This is a genomic window from Enterococcus sp. DIV1206, assembly GCF_051712485.1.
Classification (GTDB): domain Bacteria; phylum Bacillota; class Bacilli; order Lactobacillales; family Enterococcaceae; genus Enterococcus; species Enterococcus faecalis.
The window spans coordinates 1,689,784-1,708,132 of record NZ_JBIOOZ010000001.1 but is presented as its reverse complement, the minus strand read 5'-3'; the positions used below and the strand labels follow the sequence as shown (position 1 = coordinate 1,708,132).

Sequence of the window (18,349 nt, the reverse complement as noted above, 5' to 3'; positions counted from 1 at the left end):
GAACACTCGCTATCTTAGAGATGAAGTGTTATACTAAGCATGTAATAAGAGTAAAGAGTAGGAGGTTTGTGAAATGACACAAGCAATTACCGATAAAGATTTTGCAACAGAAACAGATGAAGGATTAGTCTTAATCGACTTTTGGGCAACTTGGTGTGGCCCTTGTCGTATGCAAGCACCCATCTTAGAACAATTATCTGAAGAATATGATGAAGACGAAGTGAAAATCGTCAAAATGGATGTGGATGAAAATCCTGCAACACCAGCAAGTTTTGGAATCATGAGCATCCCAACATTGCTATTGAAAAAAGATGGCGAAGTTGTTGAAAAAGCAGTCGGTGTTCATACAAAAGACCAATTGCAAGCAATGATTGCCAAACACTTATAAACGTTGATTAGTCATTACGAATAGTCTGATTCAGTCTGAAGAGAAATCATTAGCGATTGTCTTTTCAGGCTGTTTCTTTCGTACATAAAGTAGCGGCTTTTTTTGTTTAATTACAAAAAGAGGTGTATAATAGATGAAGCATTTTGTTAGAAAGGAAGTATCGTATGAACGAACGAATAAAAAATAAATTAGCACTGCTTCCTGATCAACCTGGTTGTTATTTAATGAAAGATAAAAACGGCACGATTATCTATGTTGGGAAAGCCAAAATTTTGAAAAACCGTGTCCGGTCTTATTTTCGTGGTAGCCATGATACTAAGACAGAACGATTAGTCAGTGAAATCGATGATTTTGAATATATTGTGACAGAATCAAATATTGAAGCACTTTTATTAGAAATTAATTTAATCCATAAAAATAATCCCAAATATAACATCATGTTAAAAGACGATAAAACCTATCCTTTTATTAAAATCACAAACGAAAAATATCCTCGTTTAATGATTACTCGAAAGGTTTTAAAAGACAAAGCGTTATATTTTGGACCATATCCAGATGTAAATGCAGCGAATGAAACAAAGAAACTGTTAGATCGGCTTTTTCCTTTGCGAAAATGTAATCCGTCGCAAAAAACACCTTGTTTGTATTATCATTTAGGACAATGTCTGTGTCCCTATGCTTTTGATGTGGATCCGCAAGTCTACAAAGATATGGTGGAAGAGATTAAAGGGTTTCTCTCTGGTGGACATACAGAAATTCAGGACCGCTTACAAGAAAAAATGGCTTATGCAGCTGCACATATGGAATTTGAAAAAGCTGCAGAATTTCGCGATCAAATTAAAGCGATTGAAACAGTTATGACCCGCCAAAAAATGACGAATGTGGATTTAATTGATCGTGATGTGTTTGGTTATGCTGTTGATAAAGGCTGGATGTGTGTCCAAGTATTCTTTGTCAGACAAGGAAAATTAATCGAACGTGATGTATCGATTTTTCCATTTTATGATGATGCCAGTGAAGCATTTTTAACTTTTATTGGACAATTTTATCAAGAGAATGAGCATTTTGTGCCAAAAGAAGTCTTGATTCCTGATGACATTGATAAAGAAAGCGTCGAAGCTTTATTAGCTACGAAAGTCTTGCAGCCGCAACGGGGAGAAAAGAAAAAACTGGTTAAATTAGCCAGTAAAAATGCTGCAGTTGCTTTAAATGAAAAATTCGATTTGATTGTACGGAAACAAGAACGAACAATTGGCGCAGTTGAAAAATTAGGCAATGCGATGAACATACCTGCGCCCATTCGAATTGAAGCATTTGATAATTCAAATATTATGGGAACAAACCCTGTTTCTGCGATGGTTGTGTTTATTGACGGACGGCCAGCTAAAAATGAGTATCGAAAATATAAAATAAAAACCGTCCAAGGTCCTGATGATTACGCTTCCATGAGAGAAGTCATTTATCGCAGATATTCACGAGTTTTAAAAGAAGGCTTGCCTTTTCCTGATTTAATTTTAATCGATGGTGGTAAAGGTCAAGTCGATGTTGCTAAAGATGTGTTAGCCAATCAACTAGGAGTCGATATTCCTGTAGCTGGATTAGCCAAGAACGACAAGCACAAAACGAGTGAACTTTTATTTGGTCCAAACTTAGAAGTTGTACCATTGGAAAGAAACTCACAAGAATTTTTCTTGTTGCAACGAATCCAAGATGAAGTCCATCGTTTCGCCATCACATTCCATCGTCAATTACGTAGTAAAAATAGTTTTGCTTCCAAATTAGATAACATTGAAGGTCTGGGACCAAAACGTAAAAAAAATCTTTTAAAAGAATTTAAATCGCTTAAAAATATTACGGCAGCCAGTGTTGAAGAATTAAGAAAAGCTGGGTTACCTGAAACTGTCGCAAAGAATGTGTATCGTCATTTGCACCAAGAAACAACCTCTGAGATAGAAAAATAAATGAAAATGAAACAGACAAATTAGGTGCTTTTCCTAATTTGTCTGGTTTTTTTATTCAATTTTTTCATGAAAAGTTGAACTCTCAAGAAAATATGATAACGATTTCTTTCGTGATATACTAATACTAACTTAAAAGAGAGTACGTCTGATCATGAAAATACTAACACCCGTTTATCAAATAAAATTTAAAAAAGTACCAAATCAATTACTGATTGATGAGCGTTTAATGAATGAATTGAGTACGTGGTTGAATCGTACAGGTCGAATTTGGGCCTGTCAATCATCAAAATCGGCAAAGGAATTTAAAAATACATTTTATGAAAGCACAGGCTTGACCGCAAATGAAGTGTATATTTCTTCCGAGACGGATGGCCTTTTTCGCTTAGCAGAAAATAAAGCGTCTAATTAAAGTGCAGCATCTTTCCATAACAATTGTCATTGACAAGCCAACACAGGAAAGATACGATATGAGTAACTAAACAGCGGTTTAGAAAAAGTGAAGGGGGCGTTTATGTGTTAGAGGTAAAAGAGTTAGTCAAAACCTTTGGGGATTTTAAAGCAGTTGATCATGTATCCTTTACGATACCGGACGGGAAAATTTTAGGATTAATTGGCCAAAATGGTGCCGGGAAAACAACTACGTTTCGCTTGATTTTAAATTTTTTAACACAAGATAGCGGGTCAGTTTTATGGAATGGTCAACCATTAAACGAAAAAGAATACAATATTATTGGTTATTTACCAGAAGAACGGGGTTTATATCCTAAAATTACGATTGAAGACCAACTAATTTATTTCGCTTCATTGCGGGGAAAAACAAAAAAAGAAATTGAACCTAAAATTGACTTTTGGATGGAAAAATTTCAAGTTAAAGGCAAAAAAACGGATAAAGTTAAATCTTTATCAAAAGGCAATCAACAAAAAGTTCAATTGATTGCGACACTTATTCATGAACCGAAGTTAATTATTTTAGACGAACCATTCAGTGGCTTGGATCCAGTTAATGCAGAATTATTAAAAGACGGCATTATTGAATTGAAAAATCAAGGTTCTTGTGTCATTTTTTCCAGTCATAATATGGACAATGTGGAGAAAATCTGTGACCATTTAGTCATGTTAAAAAATGGACGCATGGTTTTAGATGGTCAGGTTCATGAAATTCGACAACAATTTGGTCGAACAAAATTATTTTTAGAATCACCGTTATCTGTTGAGGAAGTTGCTGCTACAGCAGGTGTGAAAGAAGCACACTTGCGACAAGATGGCGTCTTAGAAGCGACATTAGAAAACGCTGAAGTGGGCAAAGTGTTGTTTGATAAAGCGACAGCCAACGGCTACATTCCAATGTTTAATCAACAACCACCAACATTGGAAGAAATTTTCAAAATGAAAGTAGGTGGGCAAGATGAGTAAATTTTGGATTATTGCGACTGATGTCTATAAGAAAAATGTGAAGTCGCTGTCTTTCTTAATCATGATTTTAGCGCCATTTCTTCTTGTAGGAATTGTTTACTTAGCGGGCTCTCTAGCTAGCGGTTTTTCAGGAGATACTACCATTGGTCTGGTTTCGGAAAACCAAGCGCTGGTTAAAGAGTTGACAAAGAATAAAACAGAGGACTTTTCTTTCAAAGCTGTTTCTTCTGAGAAAAAGGCCCAAGAACAATTAAAAGACGAGAAAATTGATGCCTATTTACTTTTGGACACTACAGATAATCAGATTTCTGGTCAGCTTTACTCTGAACGCTCTTTAGGAAATGCAACCGAGATGCTAATCCCTCAAATGTTAAACCAATTACAAACAATGGCGAATGCCAATCGTTTAAATTTAACAGCTGAGCAAGTTGCCATGTTGAATCAACAAGCAACATTTAAAAAATCAAAAATTAGTTTTGATGAAAATGGCAAAATAAAAACAGGAGAAGATAACACAGGGATTCAAATGGCGTTAGCAATGGGGATAACAATTTTGTTATTTGTCTTCATCAGCAGTTATTCTTCAATTATTGCCCAAGAGATTGCTTCTGAAAAAGGCACTAGAATCATGGAAGTTATTCTCTCTAGTACAAAAGCGCAAACCCATTTTTATGGCAAATTAACTGGGGTTATTCTAGTAGCTTTAACACAAATTTTTATTTACGGAGTGGCGTTTGTTCTCGGCTATTCTCAATTGAAAAATCTTGATTTTATGAAAAGTCTATTAAGTGGTATTTCACCACAAAGTATTTTTTCATCAACCTTTATTTTTACATTAGGCTTTTTCATTATTGGTATTCTCGTTTTTGCTGTTTTGGCAGCACTTTGTGGTTCTCTTGTTTCCAAACCAGAGGATACAGCAAAAGCAGTTCAGCCCATCATGTATATTGGTTTAATTGGTTATATGATTGGCATTACGTTTGGGACGAATGATCCACAAAATATCGTGGTGAAAGTGACTTCCTTTATTCCGCTGATTTCGTCATACATTATGCCAGTACGCTTGGCGACCGAAACGGCATCAACAATGGAAGCAATTGTCTCATTAGTGATTTTGGCAGTTTTTGGAATTATTTTAACAATCTTCTCTGCTCGTTTATACAAATCAAACGTTCTTGTATACAGCGAAGGCGGCATGATTCAATCCTTAAAACAGTCAATTTCTATTTTAAAAAATGAACAAAAGCATAAATAATTTTTGTTTAACTCTAAAAGGACCCGGTAAATCAGTCAAAGTGACTGATCTGCCGGGTCTTTTTTAGGCACCGTTCGTCGTTCAACTAGACGAACGGTTAATTTTTTTTCAGGAATGTTCGTCTGATTTAATTGGTTGTATAGGTAAATAAATGAGTTTTCGGCTTGATACTGAATGGCATAATCAACAGTCGTAATATGCATCAATTCACTGACATAACTATTATCAAAGCCAATGACAGCGACATCGCGAGGAACGGCATAATTTAGATTTTCAAGTTCTGAAATAAACTCAGCTGCTACGTGATCATTATAAAAGGCCAAAGCTTCTGGCTTTTCGGTTAATTGTTGCCAGTAGTGGGCAATTTTGCGACCAGAATGGTTAGTATACTGATCATTAATCAGCCACTCAGCTTGCCAAGGTGCCTGAGTGTTTTCATAAAAATCTTTCATTGCACGTTTTCGTGCGTGCGTGTTTAAATTTTCGGGATTACCGAGGACATGACCGATTTTTTGGTATCCTTGTTGTTGTAAATATTCTAAGGAACGATAGTAACCAGAGTAATGATCAATGTAGGAAGAGTATATATTAGGTGAATCGATACGATGCCAGGTTGCTAAAGGGCCATACGCGCTGTAAGGCTCAATCACCGACCATTCATTTGTTCGTGTCAATAAAAACAAGCCATCTAATTGTTTGTATTTTAATTGGTTCAAGGCATCAATTTCTTTCTGTTGATCGCCATCTGTAAAAAATAAGGTTACGGAATAATTGTATTTTTTGGCAATTGAAATAAAGCGATTCAAGAAAATACCTAAGGAACCTAAATAGCTAGGGGCTAAAAAGCCAATAGTTTTTGTGGCACCTGCTCGTAAATTCCGCGCCACATAATTCGGGGTATAATTTAATTCTTTCATTGCTTTGAGAATTTTTTCTTGACTATCGGCACTCACATATCCTTTTCCAGAAATTAAGCGAGAAACAGTCGATTTCGAGACACCGGCAACTTTTGCTACATCAATGATAGACGTCATTTTTTACCTCCAAAGTGGAATGTATTCTTATAAGAAGTATAGCATACATTTTTTTGAAAATAGTGCTTGACATGGGAACATTCCCATAATTTATCCTAAAGATGTAAACGATAACAATTTAATCAAGGAGGAAGAAGACGGATGACAAGAGGAGCATTAAAAATTGCAACAATTGGTGGCGGTTCTAGTTATACACCTGAATTAATTGAAGGATACATTAAAAGAAAAGATGAACTGCCAATTAAGGAAATTTGGTTAGTCGATATTGAAGCTGGTAAAGAAAAATTGGAAATCGTTGGGGCAATGGCGAAGCGCATGATTAAAGCTGCTGGTTTAGATTGGGAAGTTCATTTAACATTGGACCGTGAAGCAGCCTTAAAAGGGGCGGATTTTGTTTCAACACAGTTTCGTGTAGGATTATTAGATGCTCGCATTAAAGATGAACGGATTCCTTTGTCACATGGGGTATTAGGCCAAGAAACAAATGGCGCGGGAGGAATGTTTAAAGCATTTCGAACAATTCCTGTCATTTTAGCTATTATTGACGATATGAAACGTCTTTGCCCAGATGCTTGGTTAGTGAATTTTACTAATCCAGCTGGAATGGTTACGGAAGCTGCAATTAAACATGGCGGTTGGAAAAAAACAGTTGGCTTATGTAATGTGCCGATTGGTCATAGAAAACAAGCGGCCGAAATGCTGGGAATTCCAGAAGAAGACTTATTCTTTAAATTTGCTGGAATTAATCATTTCCATTGGCACCGCGTTTGGGACAAAGAAGGACAAGAGCGAACACAAGAACTCATTGATTTAATTTACGGACCTAAGCAAGAGCAAGAAAGTCATTTGAAAAATATTTTTGATGCGCCGTTCCATTATGAACAGTTAAAAGATTTAGGAATGTTACCATGTGGTTATCATCGCTATTATTATATTGAAGATGAGATGTTGAAGCATTCCATCGAAGAGTATGAACGGGGCGAAACAAGAGCACAAGTGGTTAAAGAAACGGAAGGTCGTTTGTTTGAATTGTATAAAGATCCCAAACTAGATTACAAACCAAAAGAATTAGAAGAACGGGGCGGCACACACTATAGCGATGCAGCTTGTGAAATGATCGCATCAATCTATAATGATAAACGAACGGATATGGTTGTTTCTACTGAAAATAATGGGACAATTACTGATTTACCGTATGATTGTGTTGTAGAAGTATCTGGACCTGTGACAGCACATGGCCATGAACCTTACAACTGGGGGGCCTTTCCGCCAGCAGCACGAGGAATTATTCAAAATATGAAAGCTATGGAAGAAACGGTTATTCGAGCAGCCATCAATGGTGATTACGGCGCAGCATTGCATGCTTTCACTATTAATCCATTAGTTCCTGGCGGCGTCATGGCGAAGACCTTGTTGGACGAATTATTAATTGCCCACAAAGCACATTTACCGAATTTTGCAGATGCGATTAATAAAATTGAAGAAACACAACCAGAAACAGTCACATATGTGGCCGAATTAATGAAAAGTAATTAAAAAATATCGCACGCTAAAGATTCGTTTAGTGTGCGATACTTTTTTTAGAATAGGAAGCAAAGGATTCCGTTTTTTTCTTGACAGTAAAATGATAGGTTTGTTGCCGGAACAGCCACTGAATACCAGAGTAAATTAAAATTTCAGCAATAATAAATGTCGAAAGTTTCTGTGCGGAAAGGAATAATAGCGTTAAAATTAAAAATAAGACGACACAGGTATAGAAAACGTGTTGCAATTTTTTAGAATTGATAATCGTGATTTCTTTGGTATCTTCAGTAACTTCAATGCGCCGATAAAATTGGAACCAGCCTTCATAGAACGTTAAAACATCCCCAGGATCAGCTTCAATTTCAATAGGTACATTAGTAAAAAGTTTCCCTTGATGCACACCATTTTTATAAAATGTAAAATAGCGTAACGCGCCCCAAGCTGATGTTTTTCGTGTCAATGTAATCTTCATGGTTTTCACCTCCGTCTTTATTTTGCCATAGTTTCGGTAAAATTGTATCCTACTAAAGTCCGATTCTCTGATTTTAGGGTCAGAATTGACAGATTACCCGATGTTGCGCAAGCAAAACAAGAGCGAAAAATTATTTTTCCTACTAATAATCAGTTCTCTTTATACAATCCATATCCAATTAGAATTGAAAATTTAACTTTCGCTTATGAGAATCGAACAATTCTTAACCAAGTGAACGTTCAAATTCCTTTAAACGAAAAAATAGCACTTTGTGGAAAAAATGGTGCTGGGAAGAGTACTTTTCTTCAACAAATTGAAGCCCGTCACCCGGCCATTTACTTTTCTCCCAAAGTCCGGTTAGGAACGTATCATCAATTAGATTATCGATTAAAAAATGATGAACCACTGTTGACTTATTTATTGAAGCGGACAAATTATTCTGAAAAGATTGTGCGTTCACTTTTATATCGGCTAGGTTTTCAACAAGAAAATTTACAGACAAAGATATCTTCTCTAAGTGGTGGCGAAGCCATAAAAATTACTTTGGCGCAATTATTTATAGAACCAAATAATATCATCTTATTGGATGAACCCACCAATTTTCTTGATTTAGACACAATCCAAGCACTTGAAGAATTTATAAGTGCCTATCAAGGAACAGTAATTTTCACCTCGCATGATGAAACGTTTGTGGAAAAAGTAGCCACCCGCACTATTTATTTAGAAAACGGGAAAATTATTGATAAATAAAAAAAGTAGACAAAAAGTCGCTATTTTAGCGACTTTTTGTTTAGACTTCTTCAATTGGTAAATAGGTGTATTCTGCAATTTCTGCGGCATGGGAGCCAGCAACATGTCCAGTGACAAATGCAGCTGTAACATTGTAGCCTCCAGTATAGCCATTAATATCTAAAAGTTCACCAGCAAAAAATAAACCATTGACTAATTTGCTCTCCATTGTTTTAGGGGTCACTTCTTTGAGGGAAATCCCACCGCCTGTGACAAAAGATTTTTCCAAAGGCAATGTTTTCGTAACAGTGAACTGAAAGTCTTTCAGTAGTTCCACAAAGGAAAGACGTTGCTTTTCTGTTAGTTGTTTGGCAGGCACTTCTTCAATTGCTAGTTTCTCTAGATAAAAAGTGAGCAGACGTTCTGGTATTAAAGAATGAAAGGCATTTTTTGCCACTTTATTTGGCTGTTCCTCAATCATGTAATCAACATTTTTCAGCACTTCTTCAAAAGATTTTGTCGGAAACACATCCAAGGCTACCGTGACAGGTTGATTGCCGTTGCGAGTTAATTCTTGGTTAATAAAACTAGAACAGCGGAGCGCGGCAGGTCCTGAAATGCCAAAATGTGTAAACAGCATATCCATTTGATGATTAACTAAAGGTTTTCCTTTTTGGTTCAAAACAGTTAAATTAATATCTTGTAAAGAGAGACCTTGCAACGTTTTATCAAGGATAAAAGGTTCTTCAGAAATAATAGGCGATTCGGTAGGATAGAGTGGGCTGATGGTATGGCCCATTTTTTTGGCTAGTTTATAGCCATCACCAGTTGCTCCTGTGGAAGGATAAGTGCGGCCGCCAGTTGTTAATACAACACACGGTGCATAAATTTTTTCCAGTTCGGTTTCAACGCCAATTATTTGATCGTCTTTTCGTAGTACTTTTGTGACCTGTGTTTTTGTAAAAACAGTGACTCCTAATTCGTTAATGCGGTTAAATAGCGCATCAACAATTGACTTCGATTTATCTGTGACAGGGAACATGCGTCCGTGATCTTCTTCTTTTAAGTGAATACCATTGGATTCAAAAAAGTTCATGATATCATAGTTATCAAATTGTGAAAATGCGCTGTATAAAAATTTTCCATTCCCAGGAATAAATGAAATGATTTCTTCTGCGGGCCGATTATTGGTTACATTACAGCGGCCGCCACCAGTCATTAATAATTTTTTCCCAACACGGCGATTTTTTTCAATCAATAATACTTGAGCGCCTGCTTCTGCAGCCGCAATCGTGGCCATCATACCACTCGTCCCAGCGCCGACAATAATTACATCAAATTTCTTCATAGTTCTCCTCCAATTCAATAGGTAGTGTACCATAATTACGGGTTTTTTTCTGGATTTAAGGAAAAAAATAAATAAAACTAAGGAACCAGCTAATTGAAAATTTACTAACTGGCTCCTTAGTTTTATAAGAACTCGTTTACAATTTTTATTATTTTTTCTGAATAATTAGACACATCTAATGGTGATTCGATTGAAATTAATTCTTTTAATCCGTTGTTTAGTTCTATTTTCATACCATTATTATTCATGTAAAATCTTAAAATCCATTTTCTGATATTATTATCTAGGAGTACATTAAAGTAACTTTTATTATCTCGATAAAATATCCTATCCAACACTACTGTATCTTTTAAAATGAGTTTAGAAATTGTGTAAACTTCTAATTCTTCAGGAGTAGTAACTATATTATTCTCGATTTCATCTTCAGGCTGTTCAGACAAATCATCTTCTTTGTCCGAAACAGAAGTATTTAATGCAGCACTTAACTTTTCATTTACTTTTTCATTGATAAATTGATTTATTCCTTTTTTTATTATAGGTGTAAACTTATCTAATGTTTGTTTAGTTTTTACTCCGCCATAAATTTCTCCAACAAAATATTTTACAAAATCTTCTGAAGGGTCTAAAAGCTGATCTGATAAGAAAGCTTTAAATTTATTTAAATATTTCAATTCAGAAGCGCTACTTGTAATTTTATCAATATCAAATGTGTCTTTATGGAATTTAGCAATTTCTGGTATTTGTGTATCCTTCAAATTAGTTATATCAATAGTTAAAAATGGAGAGACGTCCATTTTGTTGGGTTCTTCCAAATCGGTAAAAAATTTATATTCTTTACCATTTGTTAATATTCCAAATTTTGATGTCGTAGTCCCAAAATATCTAAATAATTGAGAATCATGTTTTGTTAATTGCTCGTTGACAGATTTTGCTTCAATTAACATAGTAGGAATACTATCAATTACTATCGCATAATCTACTTTTTCCCCTTTCTTAATCCCTACATCAGCAGTAAATTCTGGAACGAATTCCAAAGGATTAAAAATGTCATAACCCAGTATTTGAAAGAAGGGCATAATTAAAGAAGTTTTGGTTGCTTCTTCGGTAGCAATATTTTCCTTTAATTTTGTTACTCTTTTACCTAACGATTTTAAATCATCTTTAAATTTTTCCATTTCCATAAATATTCCTCTTTTCTTTAAATACATCTTGATGTATAAGAGTGTATTTAATGCAAAATATCAACAAATTTTTATCTTTGCTTACTAATTTTATATTACATACTTTACAAAAATATGTCAACGCTTTCATTAGCGCAATAAAAATGCAAAAAAGAAATAAATAAAAAAATAAACGTTTGACTATGGTAATTTTTGAATTTTCAGTTAAAATAAACCTATAACAATGAGAGGATGATTAAATGGACGCAAAACAATATGTTAAAAATATTCAAGAAAAAATTCACCAATTAGACCAAGGTCAAACAGAATATTTACAAGCAGTCGATGAGTTTTTACCAACCGTAGAAGGTTTTTTAGAAAAAAATCCTCAATACATTGAAGCAAATGTTTTAGGTGTCTTGATTGAACCTGAACGTATTTTTCAATTTCGTGTGCCGTGGCAAGATGACCAGGGCAACTGGCATGTGAACAGAGGCTATCGTGTCCAATATAATTCAGCGATTGGACCATACAAAGGTGGTTTGCGGTTTCATCCAAGTGTGAATTTAAGTGTGATGAAGTTTTTGGCCTTTGAACAAATTTTTAAAAATAGTTTAACTGGTTTGCCAATCGGTGGCGGCAAAGGCGGTAGTGATTTTGATCCAAAAGGTAAGTCAGATGCTGAAGTGATGCGCTTTTGTCAAAGTTTCATGACCGAACTTCAAAAACATATTGGTCCAAGTACAGATGTTCCAGCAGGCGATATTGGCGTAGGCGCTCGTGAAATTGGTTATTTGTTTGGCATGTATAAACGCTTGCGCAACTATGATGCAGGAGTGTTGACTGGAAAACCTTTAGGATACTGGGGAAGCCAAGCAAGAACAGAAGCGACGGGTTATGGAACGGTTTATTTTGTTAAACATTTATTAGCAGATAAAAACGATACGTTTGAAGGCAAAAAAGTCGCTGTTTCTGGTAGCGGGAATGTCGCAATTTATGCCATGGAAAAAGCAACTGAGCTAGGCGCTACAGTAATCACATGTTCCGATTCGTCTGGTTTTGTTTATGATCCAGAAGGAATTGATGTGGCGTTAGTAAAAGAACTAAAAGAAAAAAATCGTGAACGCATTTCAAAATATGTTGAAACACGTAAAGGCGCAACTTATTATGACAAAGAATCTGTTTGGGATTTCGAAACAGCGTATGACATTGCGTTACCATGTGCAACACAAAATGAAATCAACGAAAAGCAAGCTGCTATTTTAGTGAAAAACGGAGTGAAAGTCGTGGCAGAAGGCGCAAATATGCCTTGTACACTAGAAGCAGTCGCCGTTTTTGCTAAATCAGCTGTAATTTATTGTCCAGGCAAAGCCGCTAATGCAGGTGGTGTTGCGGTTTCTGCATTAGAGATGAGCCAAAATGCTGAACGTTTAGCTTGGTCCTTTGAAAAAGTTGACGGTATGCTAGATCAAATTATGCAAAACATTTATGAGACTTGTCGTGATACAGCTAACGAATATCAGGCACGAGATAACTTTGTTTTAGGTGCGAATATTGCTGGCTTTGAAAAAGTAGCGGCAGCGATGCTAAGTCAAGGACTCGTTTAATAACAAAAAATGCTAGGATTTCCTAGCATTTTTTCTTGGTTTATTTGATTAAGAGAATAAATATCTCTAATTAAATAGTTAAAATTAAACAATTGGTCTATCCAAAAGAATTTGCTTGAAAAAATGTCTAAAAACACGTAAAGTATACATGTAGTAAGTTTACTTTCGAGGAGGAAAAGGAATGTCACACATTCAATTAGATTATTCCAAATTAGCACCATTTGTTGCTGACCATGAATTGGAATACATGCAAACACAAGTCACTGCAGTGGACAAAGCATTACGTGAAGGTACAGGAGCTGGTAATGATTTTACTGGCTGGATTGATTTACCAGAAAACTATGACAAAGAAGAATTCGCGCGCATTAAAAAAGCAGCAGCAAAAATTCAATCTGACTCTGAGGTATTAGTAGTCATTGGTATCGGTGGTTCATATTTAGGTGCCCGTGCAGCAATTGAATTTTTGACACATTCATTTAATAATCTATTATCCAAAGAAGAACGGAAAGCGCCACAAATCTTCTTTGCTGGAAATAGCATCAGCTCAACTTATTTAGCTGATTTAATCAATGTGATTGGTGATCGTGATTTTTCTGTGAACGTTATTTCAAAATCTGGAACTACGACAGAACCAGCGATTGCTTTCCGCGTCTTTAAAGAGTTATTAATTAATAAATATGGCAAAGAAGAAGCCAATAAACGTATTTATGCGACAACTGACCGTGCTAAAGGAGCAGTAAAAGTTGAAGCTGATGCGGAAGGTTGGGAAACATTTGTGATTCCTGATGATGTGGGCGGCCGTTTCACTGTTTTAACGCCAGTAGGTCTTTTACCAATCGCTGTTAGCGGTGCGGATATTGATCGTTTAATGGAAGGTGCAAATGATGCACGTAAAGAATACGGCGCAACGAGCGACTTAAAAGAAAACCAAGCCTATCAATATGCTGCGTTACGTAACATTTTATATCGTAAAGGTAAAACAACTGAAATGTTAATTAACTATGAGCCTGGCATGCACTATTTCTCTGAATGGTGGAAACAATTATACGGTGAATCAGAAGGAAAAGATGGCAAAGGTATTTTCCCAGCAGCCGCAGACTTTTCAACTGACTTACATTCTATGGGTCAATATGTTCAAGAAGGTATGCGTAACTTATTTGAAACAGTGGTTAAAATTGAAAATCCACGCCATAGCATTTCAATTCCAGAACAAAATGAAGATCTAGATGGCTTAGGCTATTTACAAGGAAAAGAAATTGACTTCGTCAATACAAAAGCGTTCGAAGGTACGTTGCTTGCTCACACAGATGGTGGTGTGCCAAACATGATCGTTAAAGTGCCAACAATGGATGCTTATTCATTAGGTTATGTTATGTACTTCTTCGAAATTGCTGTGGGCATCTCAGGTTACTTAAATGGGGTTAATCCATTTGACCAACCAGGTGTTGAAGCTTACAAACGCAACATGTTCGCTTTATTAGGTAAACCAGGATTTGAAGAATTAGCAAAAGATTTAAATGCACGTCTATAATTTGTAAATAACAGAAGAAAAGAGCCAGAAACACTTACGTTTCTGGCTCTTTTCTTCTGTTTAAATTATTTTTCCAATGGTTCGTTCCATTTTTTAGGACTCCAAATAGTTCCTTCCAATGCAACTTGAAGACTTTCATTATCATCTTCTAATTGTTCAATATATTTGATGGTTTCCTCGATAATAAAAGAATTGGGCTCTTCGCTGATTGACTGAAGTTGTTCTGCTAACCATGTATTTCTCATTTTTCTTCACCTCAAAATGTAGTCTATCATAGGTGAGCTTTTTAGTAATGAAACTTGCTTATTGGTTTTCCTTTAAAATAGCATAAATTCGTTCAATATCCGCTTGAGTACCTCTTAATTCATAGTCAGCTAAGAAGGGGAAGTTAAATTGTTCCGCATACTGTTTAGCTGTCAGGCAGTATTGGTGGTTAAAGTTTTTATTGCCGCTGCCCACCACGCCAGAGCAATAACGATAATTATTTTCAAAAGCAAGATATTCTCGCATGACTTCTGTTAAAATTTCGGTATTGCCGTTGTTGATGCCATCGCCACCATCTAAATAGGTAGGCACAAAAGTAAAAAATGGTTCTGTTTCTACTTCTAACGGAGAATTTTCCGAAATTTCTTTGAAAGTAATCGTAGGATTTTTTTCGTTTTGCTGATGTTGCTCTTCAGCATAAGTTGTTAAACGTTGAACAAATGAGCGTGTATTACCAGAGATTGAAATATATCGTATATTCATCAGAGATCCCTCCAAATAAATTTAATTGTTTACGTAAGTATAGCACATCTATGTGAAAAAAATTCAAGATCAATAATTATAAAGCGAAAAAAATAATGCCTTTTTATTACCTATTATAAAAGTGAAAATTTGTTATTTTAATTCATTTGGGTAAGTATTGAATTTTGCGAAAAACTTTGCTAAGATGGTAGAGTATTGAATAAAGAATGGTTGGGCGAAAGCTTCAAGGATTCAGTTCTTCAAGGGGTGAGAAGAACAATTTTTGAGTTTGCGCCTTTTTGCATACCTAAAACAAAAGGGCTGAGCGTATCTCTATTTCGCTAGTCCTTTTTCTTATATGCTAAAGGTGTAAAAACTAAGGAGGTGGAGACAATGGTACAAGAAGTACTAGAGCAAATCAAGGCAGCGGAAGATGCGGTGGAAGAGCATCGGCAACAAGCTAAGATGAATTGTCGTTTATATGAAGAACAGAAGCAAGAACGTTTAGCTAAACTACGTCAAGAGAGTGAAGAAGCTGTTGAAAAAGTGCTGACGGATTCACTAGCAACGCAAGAAAAGATGTTACAACTTGAAAAAGAACAACTTTTAGATGAAACAAAGCGCACTGAACAAGCGCTTCACGAACGTTACGAAGCGAACAAAGAACAAGTCATTGATTCAATTATTGAGAGGGTGAAAGACGTTTATGGCAGTTAGTAAAATGGAAAAAATGACAATAATTGCCGCTGCCGAAAAAGAAGCAGCAATTCTACAAGCCATTCAAGGCTTGCAAATTGTCGAAGTAAAACGGATTTTTCATTCGCCTGAAGAAGAACAAGCCTTAAAGAGTCAATATTCTTTTTTACAAGCAGAACAGTCAACTGAACAGCTACGTAAATATGAAACGATGCTACAACAATTGCAAGAGCTTCTTTTATTTTTGACACGCTCTTCAGGAAAAGGCTTAAAGATAAAAAGAAAAGTCTACACCTTAGAAGAGTTGGAACAAACCTTTGATGAAGAAACATTACAAAGCTATTTGACGGAATTAAAGAATATTCAAGAATCTTTGAAACAAATTCAAACGGATCGTCAAGGATTAGAAGCTGAAGAAGAATTATTAGGCCGCTGGCAATATCTGGATATTTTACCGCATAAACAGCAGTTAAAAAGTAGTTATGTCGTTCATGGTTCGATAAATCTAGCCAATAAAGCCAGTTTCTTGAGCGCTTTGTCTCAATGGCCAACGGTTTATTTTGAAGAAATTTATCAAAGTATGCATCATAGTTACTTTACACTCGTTTACCTGAAGGAACATCAGCAGAGTGTAACCGAGTTATTAAACCAATATAGTTTTGAACCACTCCAATACCGTTATGATGTTCCACCTAAAGAGGCATATCAACAAGTCAAAGAACGATATGAAATTTTACAAAAAGAAGAAAAAGCCTTAAAGCAACAACTGGCTTCTTATCATGATTTTTATGAAACGTTTTGCTTGGCTGAAGAAGTCTTATTGGCGGTTATCCAAAGAGAACAAGCACGTCAACATTTGTTAAATGCTTCATCATTTTTCATCTTGCAAACGTGGATTCCAGTCGAAGAAAAAGCCGATATTTTGACAGCGATTGAAGAAAAAGTTCCTAAGGACGAAATAGCTCTTACTTTTGAAAATCCTACGAAGGCGGAAATTGAGACAGATATACCAGTTAAACTAGCGAATAATAAATTGGTGCAGCCGTTTGAAATGTTAACAGAGATGTATAGCTTACCAAAATATGAAGAAGTTGATCCGACACCTGCGATGATGCCGTTTTATCTAGTCTTTTTTGGCATGATGGTAGCGGATATTGGCTATGGCTTACTGATGCTACTCTTGTCTATTATTGCGTTGAAAGCATTTGTTTTACCGAGAGGCATGAAACGTTTTGCCAACTTTTTCTTGATTTTATCATTTCCAACAATTATTTGGGGCTTCATTTACGGTTCGTTTTTCGGTGCAGCATTACCGCCAACAATGTTTGGAATCAAATCACCATTTCCGATTTTATCAACGACCGAAGATGTAAATACGATTCTTATTTTATCGGTTATTTTTGGGTTTATCCAATTGGTTGTCGGTTTAATGATTAATGGGATTCAGTTATCAAAACAAAAGCGCTATTTAGATAGTATTAACGAAAGTTACGCTTGGTTAGGGATTTTGTTTGGTTTAGCATTGTTAGTCGTTGGTAAATTAGTGGTTAAAAATGAAGGCTTATTTACAGCAGGTGCAATTTTAGCTAGTCTTTCTGCCATTGCAATTATTGTGATTCCAATGATTCAATCGAAGGCCAAATTAAAAGGCTTAGCCAAAGGACTGTATGGACTATACGGTGTGACAGGTTATGTCGGTGATTTAGTTAGTTATACACGTTTGATGGCGTTAGGAATTGCTGGGGGAAGTATTGCTTCAGCGTTTAATATGCTCGTAGAGTTCATGCCGCCAGTTGCCCGTTTTAGCGTGGGCATCTTGCTGTTAATTGTTTTACATGCGTTAAACATATTCTTATCGTTATTAGGTGCGTATGTTCATGGCGCACGTTTGCAATATGTTGAGTTCTTTGGAAAATTTTACACAGGCGGTGGCCGGGCGTTTAATCCGCTAAAAACAAAAGAAAAGTATGTCAATGTTGAGAAAAAATAGAAAATTATTTATTGGAGGAAAATAGAGATGATGGATTACTTAATTAATAATAATGGTGGAATTGTTTTTGCAGTATTAGGAATGGCGATGGCGACAATTTTTGCTGGGATTGGATCAGCCAAAGGGGTTGGCTTTACTGGGGAAGCAGCAGCAGCTTTAACGACGGAGCAGCCAGAAAAATTTGGTCAAGCGTTAATTTTACAGTTATTACCAGGTACACAAGGACTATACGGTTTCGTTATTGCTTTCTTAATTTATATTAACTTAGGAAACGATATGAGTATGGTTCAAGGGTTGAACTATTTTGTAGCAGCTTTACCAATTGCTTTTGCAGGATTGTTCTCTGGGATTGCCCAAGGTCGTGTGGCCGCTGCGGGGATTCAAATTTTAGCGAAGAAACCAGAACATGCAACAAAAGGAATTATCTATGCTGCCATGGTTGAAACTTATGCCATCTTAGGGTTCGTAATTTCCTTCTTACTTGTATTGAACGTCAAATAATTGAGGAGGCAGAT

At 35.9% G+C, this 18,349-nt stretch carries 17 protein-coding genes, 1 pseudogene and 1 other annotated feature; of the genes and pseudogenes, 12 read left to right on the top strand and 6 right to left on the bottom strand.

Going from position 1 to position 18,349, the window contains the following annotated elements; genetic code table 11:
• Window positions 1-73 precede the first annotated feature (73 nt).
• The 5 genes from trxA (at window position 74) to IGK86_RS08345 (ending at window position 5,017) form a co-directional block, all read left to right on the top strand.
• Window positions 74-388, top strand: a complete 315-nt coding sequence (gene trxA, locus IGK86_RS08365) for a thioredoxin (protein WP_002357703.1) — start codon at window positions 74-76, stop codon at window positions 386-388.
• A 164-nt stretch (window positions 389-552) separates the two neighbouring features.
• Window positions 553-2,349, top strand: coding sequence for an excinuclease ABC subunit UvrC (gene uvrC, locus IGK86_RS08360; protein ID WP_002357701.1), 1,797 nt, complete (start codon window positions 553-555; stop codon window positions 2,347-2,349).
• 151 nt (window positions 2,350-2,500) lie between these two features.
• Complete coding sequence (locus IGK86_RS08355) at window positions 2,501-2,758, top strand: DUF3884 family protein (RefSeq protein ID WP_016617291.1); 258 nt, start codon at window positions 2,501-2,503, stop codon at window positions 2,756-2,758.
• A gap of 104 nt (window positions 2,759-2,862) precedes the next feature.
• Window positions 2,863-3,762, top strand: a complete 900-nt coding sequence (locus IGK86_RS08350; RefSeq protein ID WP_002357699.1) for an ABC transporter ATP-binding protein — start codon at window positions 2,863-2,865, stop codon at window positions 3,760-3,762.
• Window positions 3,755-5,017: an ABC transporter permease gene (locus tag IGK86_RS08345; protein ID WP_002374927.1), complete on the top strand. Its 1,263-nt coding sequence runs from the start codon at window positions 3,755-3,757 to the stop codon at window positions 5,015-5,017. Before IGK86_RS08350 ends, IGK86_RS08345 begins: the two co-directional genes overlap by 8 nt.
• Before the next feature lie 35 nt (window positions 5,018-5,052).
• On the opposite strand, the gene IGK86_RS08340 is transcribed toward IGK86_RS08345, so the two are convergent.
• Entirely contained in the window at window positions 5,053-6,051 is a 999-nt protein-coding gene (locus tag IGK86_RS08340) for a LacI family DNA-binding transcriptional regulator (RefSeq protein WP_002360405.1), read from the bottom strand.
• Between the two features lie 141 nt (window positions 6,052-6,192).
• On the opposite strand from IGK86_RS08340, the gene IGK86_RS08335 reads away from it, so the two are divergent.
• Window positions 6,193-7,587 (top strand): 6-phospho-beta-glucosidase, encoded by a 1,395-nt coding sequence (locus IGK86_RS08335; RefSeq protein ID WP_002357694.1) that lies wholly within the window; start codon window positions 6,193-6,195, stop codon window positions 7,585-7,587.
• A gap of 25 nt (window positions 7,588-7,612) precedes the next feature.
• On the opposite strand, the gene IGK86_RS08330 is transcribed toward IGK86_RS08335, so the two are convergent.
• Window positions 7,613-8,119, bottom strand: a complete 507-nt coding sequence (locus tag IGK86_RS08330) for a hypothetical protein (RefSeq protein ID WP_002357693.1) — start codon at window positions 8,117-8,119, stop codon at window positions 7,613-7,615.
• Window positions 8,120-8,128: 9 nt separating this feature from the next.
• Here IGK86_RS08330 and IGK86_RS08325 point away from each other — a divergent pair.
• A pseudogene (locus IGK86_RS08325) lies at window positions 8,129-8,797 on the top strand (ATP-binding cassette domain-containing protein); the annotation flags it as partial.
• Between the two features lie 40 nt (window positions 8,798-8,837).
• On the opposite strand, the gene IGK86_RS08320 reads toward IGK86_RS08325, so the two are convergent.
• Both IGK86_RS08320 and IGK86_RS08315 read right to left on the bottom strand, forming a co-directional pair.
• Complete coding sequence (locus tag IGK86_RS08320; RefSeq protein ID WP_016617292.1) at window positions 8,838-10,124, bottom strand: NAD(P)/FAD-dependent oxidoreductase; 1,287 nt, start codon at window positions 10,122-10,124, stop codon at window positions 8,838-8,840.
• A gap of 122 nt (window positions 10,125-10,246) precedes the next feature.
• On the bottom strand, window positions 10,247-11,305 hold the full coding sequence (locus tag IGK86_RS08315) for a type I restriction endonuclease (protein WP_202574053.1): 1,059 nt from the start codon (window positions 11,303-11,305) through the stop codon (window positions 10,247-10,249).
• 239 nt (window positions 11,306-11,544) lie between these two features.
• Here IGK86_RS08315 and gdhA point away from each other — a divergent pair, with 239 nt between their 5' ends.
• Together gdhA and IGK86_RS08305 are read left to right on the top strand one after the other, a co-directional pair.
• Entirely contained in the window at window positions 11,545-12,891 is a 1,347-nt protein-coding gene (gene gdhA, locus IGK86_RS08310) for an NADP-specific glutamate dehydrogenase (RefSeq protein WP_002360402.1), read from the top strand.
• Between the two features lie 181 nt (window positions 12,892-13,072).
• Window positions 13,073-14,422, top strand: a complete 1,350-nt coding sequence (locus tag IGK86_RS08305) for a glucose-6-phosphate isomerase (protein ID WP_002357685.1) — start codon at window positions 13,073-13,075, stop codon at window positions 14,420-14,422.
• A 65-nt stretch (window positions 14,423-14,487) separates the two neighbouring features.
• Here the strand turns inward: IGK86_RS08305 and IGK86_RS08300 are convergent, their stop codons facing one another.
• Both IGK86_RS08300 and nrdI read right to left on the bottom strand, forming a co-directional pair.
• Window positions 14,488-14,667 (bottom strand): hypothetical protein, encoded by a 180-nt coding sequence (locus IGK86_RS08300; protein WP_002357684.1) that lies wholly within the window; start codon window positions 14,665-14,667, stop codon window positions 14,488-14,490.
• Window positions 14,668-14,725: 58 nt separating this feature from the next.
• The gene (gene nrdI / locus IGK86_RS08295) at window positions 14,726-15,169 is read right to left on the bottom strand and encodes a class Ib ribonucleoside-diphosphate reductase assembly flavoprotein NrdI (RefSeq protein ID WP_002389303.1); all 444 of its coding nucleotides are present in this window, start codon (window positions 15,167-15,169) and stop codon (window positions 14,726-14,728) included.
• 208 nt (window positions 15,170-15,377) lie between these two features.
• Window positions 15,378-15,425, top strand: a sequence feature (sodium ion sensor (DUF1646 type); this cis-regulatory element may regulate processes involved in with the transportation of sodium ions).
• 116 nt (window positions 15,426-15,541) lie between these two features.
• Here nrdI and IGK86_RS08290 point away from each other — a divergent pair.
• From IGK86_RS08290 to IGK86_RS08280, 3 genes are read left to right on the top strand one after another with little or no spacing between them, the layout of a single operon-like run.
• Window positions 15,542-15,865 (top strand): hypothetical protein, encoded by a 324-nt coding sequence (locus tag IGK86_RS08290; protein WP_002391201.1) that lies wholly within the window; start codon window positions 15,542-15,544, stop codon window positions 15,863-15,865.
• Entirely contained in the window at window positions 15,855-17,834 is a 1,980-nt protein-coding gene (locus IGK86_RS08285; protein ID WP_438742300.1) for a V-type ATP synthase subunit I, read from the top strand. Before IGK86_RS08290 ends, IGK86_RS08285 begins: the two co-directional genes overlap by 11 nt.
• Window positions 17,835-17,861: 27 nt before the next feature.
• Entirely contained in the window at window positions 17,862-18,335 is a 474-nt protein-coding gene (locus IGK86_RS08280) for a V-type ATP synthase subunit K (RefSeq protein ID WP_002363905.1), read from the top strand.
• The last annotated feature ends 14 nt before the right edge of the window (window positions 18,336-18,349 follow it).

Coding starts and splice junctions, on each gene's coding strand:
- nrdI (WP_002389303.1), bottom strand. CDS start 15,169: ATGAATATACGATATATTTCAATCTCTGGTAATACACGCTCATTTGTT.
- IGK86_RS08305 (WP_002357685.1), top strand. CDS start 13,073: ATGTCACACATTCAATTAGATTATTCCAAATTAGCACCATTTGTTGCT.
- IGK86_RS08280 (WP_002363905.1), top strand. CDS start 17,862: ATGATGGATTACTTAATTAATAATAATGGTGGAATTGTTTTTGCAGTA.
- IGK86_RS08355 (WP_016617291.1), top strand. CDS start 2,501: ATGAAAATACTAACACCCGTTTATCAAATAAAATTTAAAAAAGTACCA.
- IGK86_RS08320 (WP_016617292.1), bottom strand. CDS start 10,124: ATGAAGAAATTTGATGTAATTATTGTCGGCGCTGGGACGAGTGGTATG.
- IGK86_RS08290 (WP_002391201.1), top strand. CDS start 15,542: ATGGTACAAGAAGTACTAGAGCAAATCAAGGCAGCGGAAGATGCGGTG.
- IGK86_RS08345 (WP_002374927.1), top strand. CDS start 3,755: ATGAGTAAATTTTGGATTATTGCGACTGATGTCTATAAGAAAAATGTG.
- IGK86_RS08285 (WP_438742300.1), top strand. CDS start 15,855: ATGGCAGTTAGTAAAATGGAAAAAATGACAATAATTGCCGCTGCCGAA.
- gdhA (WP_002360402.1), top strand. CDS start 11,545: ATGGACGCAAAACAATATGTTAAAAATATTCAAGAAAAAATTCACCAA.
- IGK86_RS08335 (WP_002357694.1), top strand. CDS start 6,193: ATGACAAGAGGAGCATTAAAAATTGCAACAATTGGTGGCGGTTCTAGT.
- IGK86_RS08340 (WP_002360405.1), bottom strand. CDS start 6,051: ATGACGTCTATCATTGATGTAGCAAAAGTTGCCGGTGTCTCGAAATCG.
- uvrC (WP_002357701.1), top strand. CDS start 553: ATGAACGAACGAATAAAAAATAAATTAGCACTGCTTCCTGATCAACCT.
- IGK86_RS08300 (WP_002357684.1), bottom strand. CDS start 14,667: ATGAGAAATACATGGTTAGCAGAACAACTTCAGTCAATCAGCGAAGAG.
- trxA (WP_002357703.1), top strand. CDS start 74: ATGACACAAGCAATTACCGATAAAGATTTTGCAACAGAAACAGATGAA.
- IGK86_RS08315 (WP_202574053.1), bottom strand. CDS start 11,305: ATGGAAATGGAAAAATTTAAAGATGATTTAAAATCGTTAGGTAAAAGA.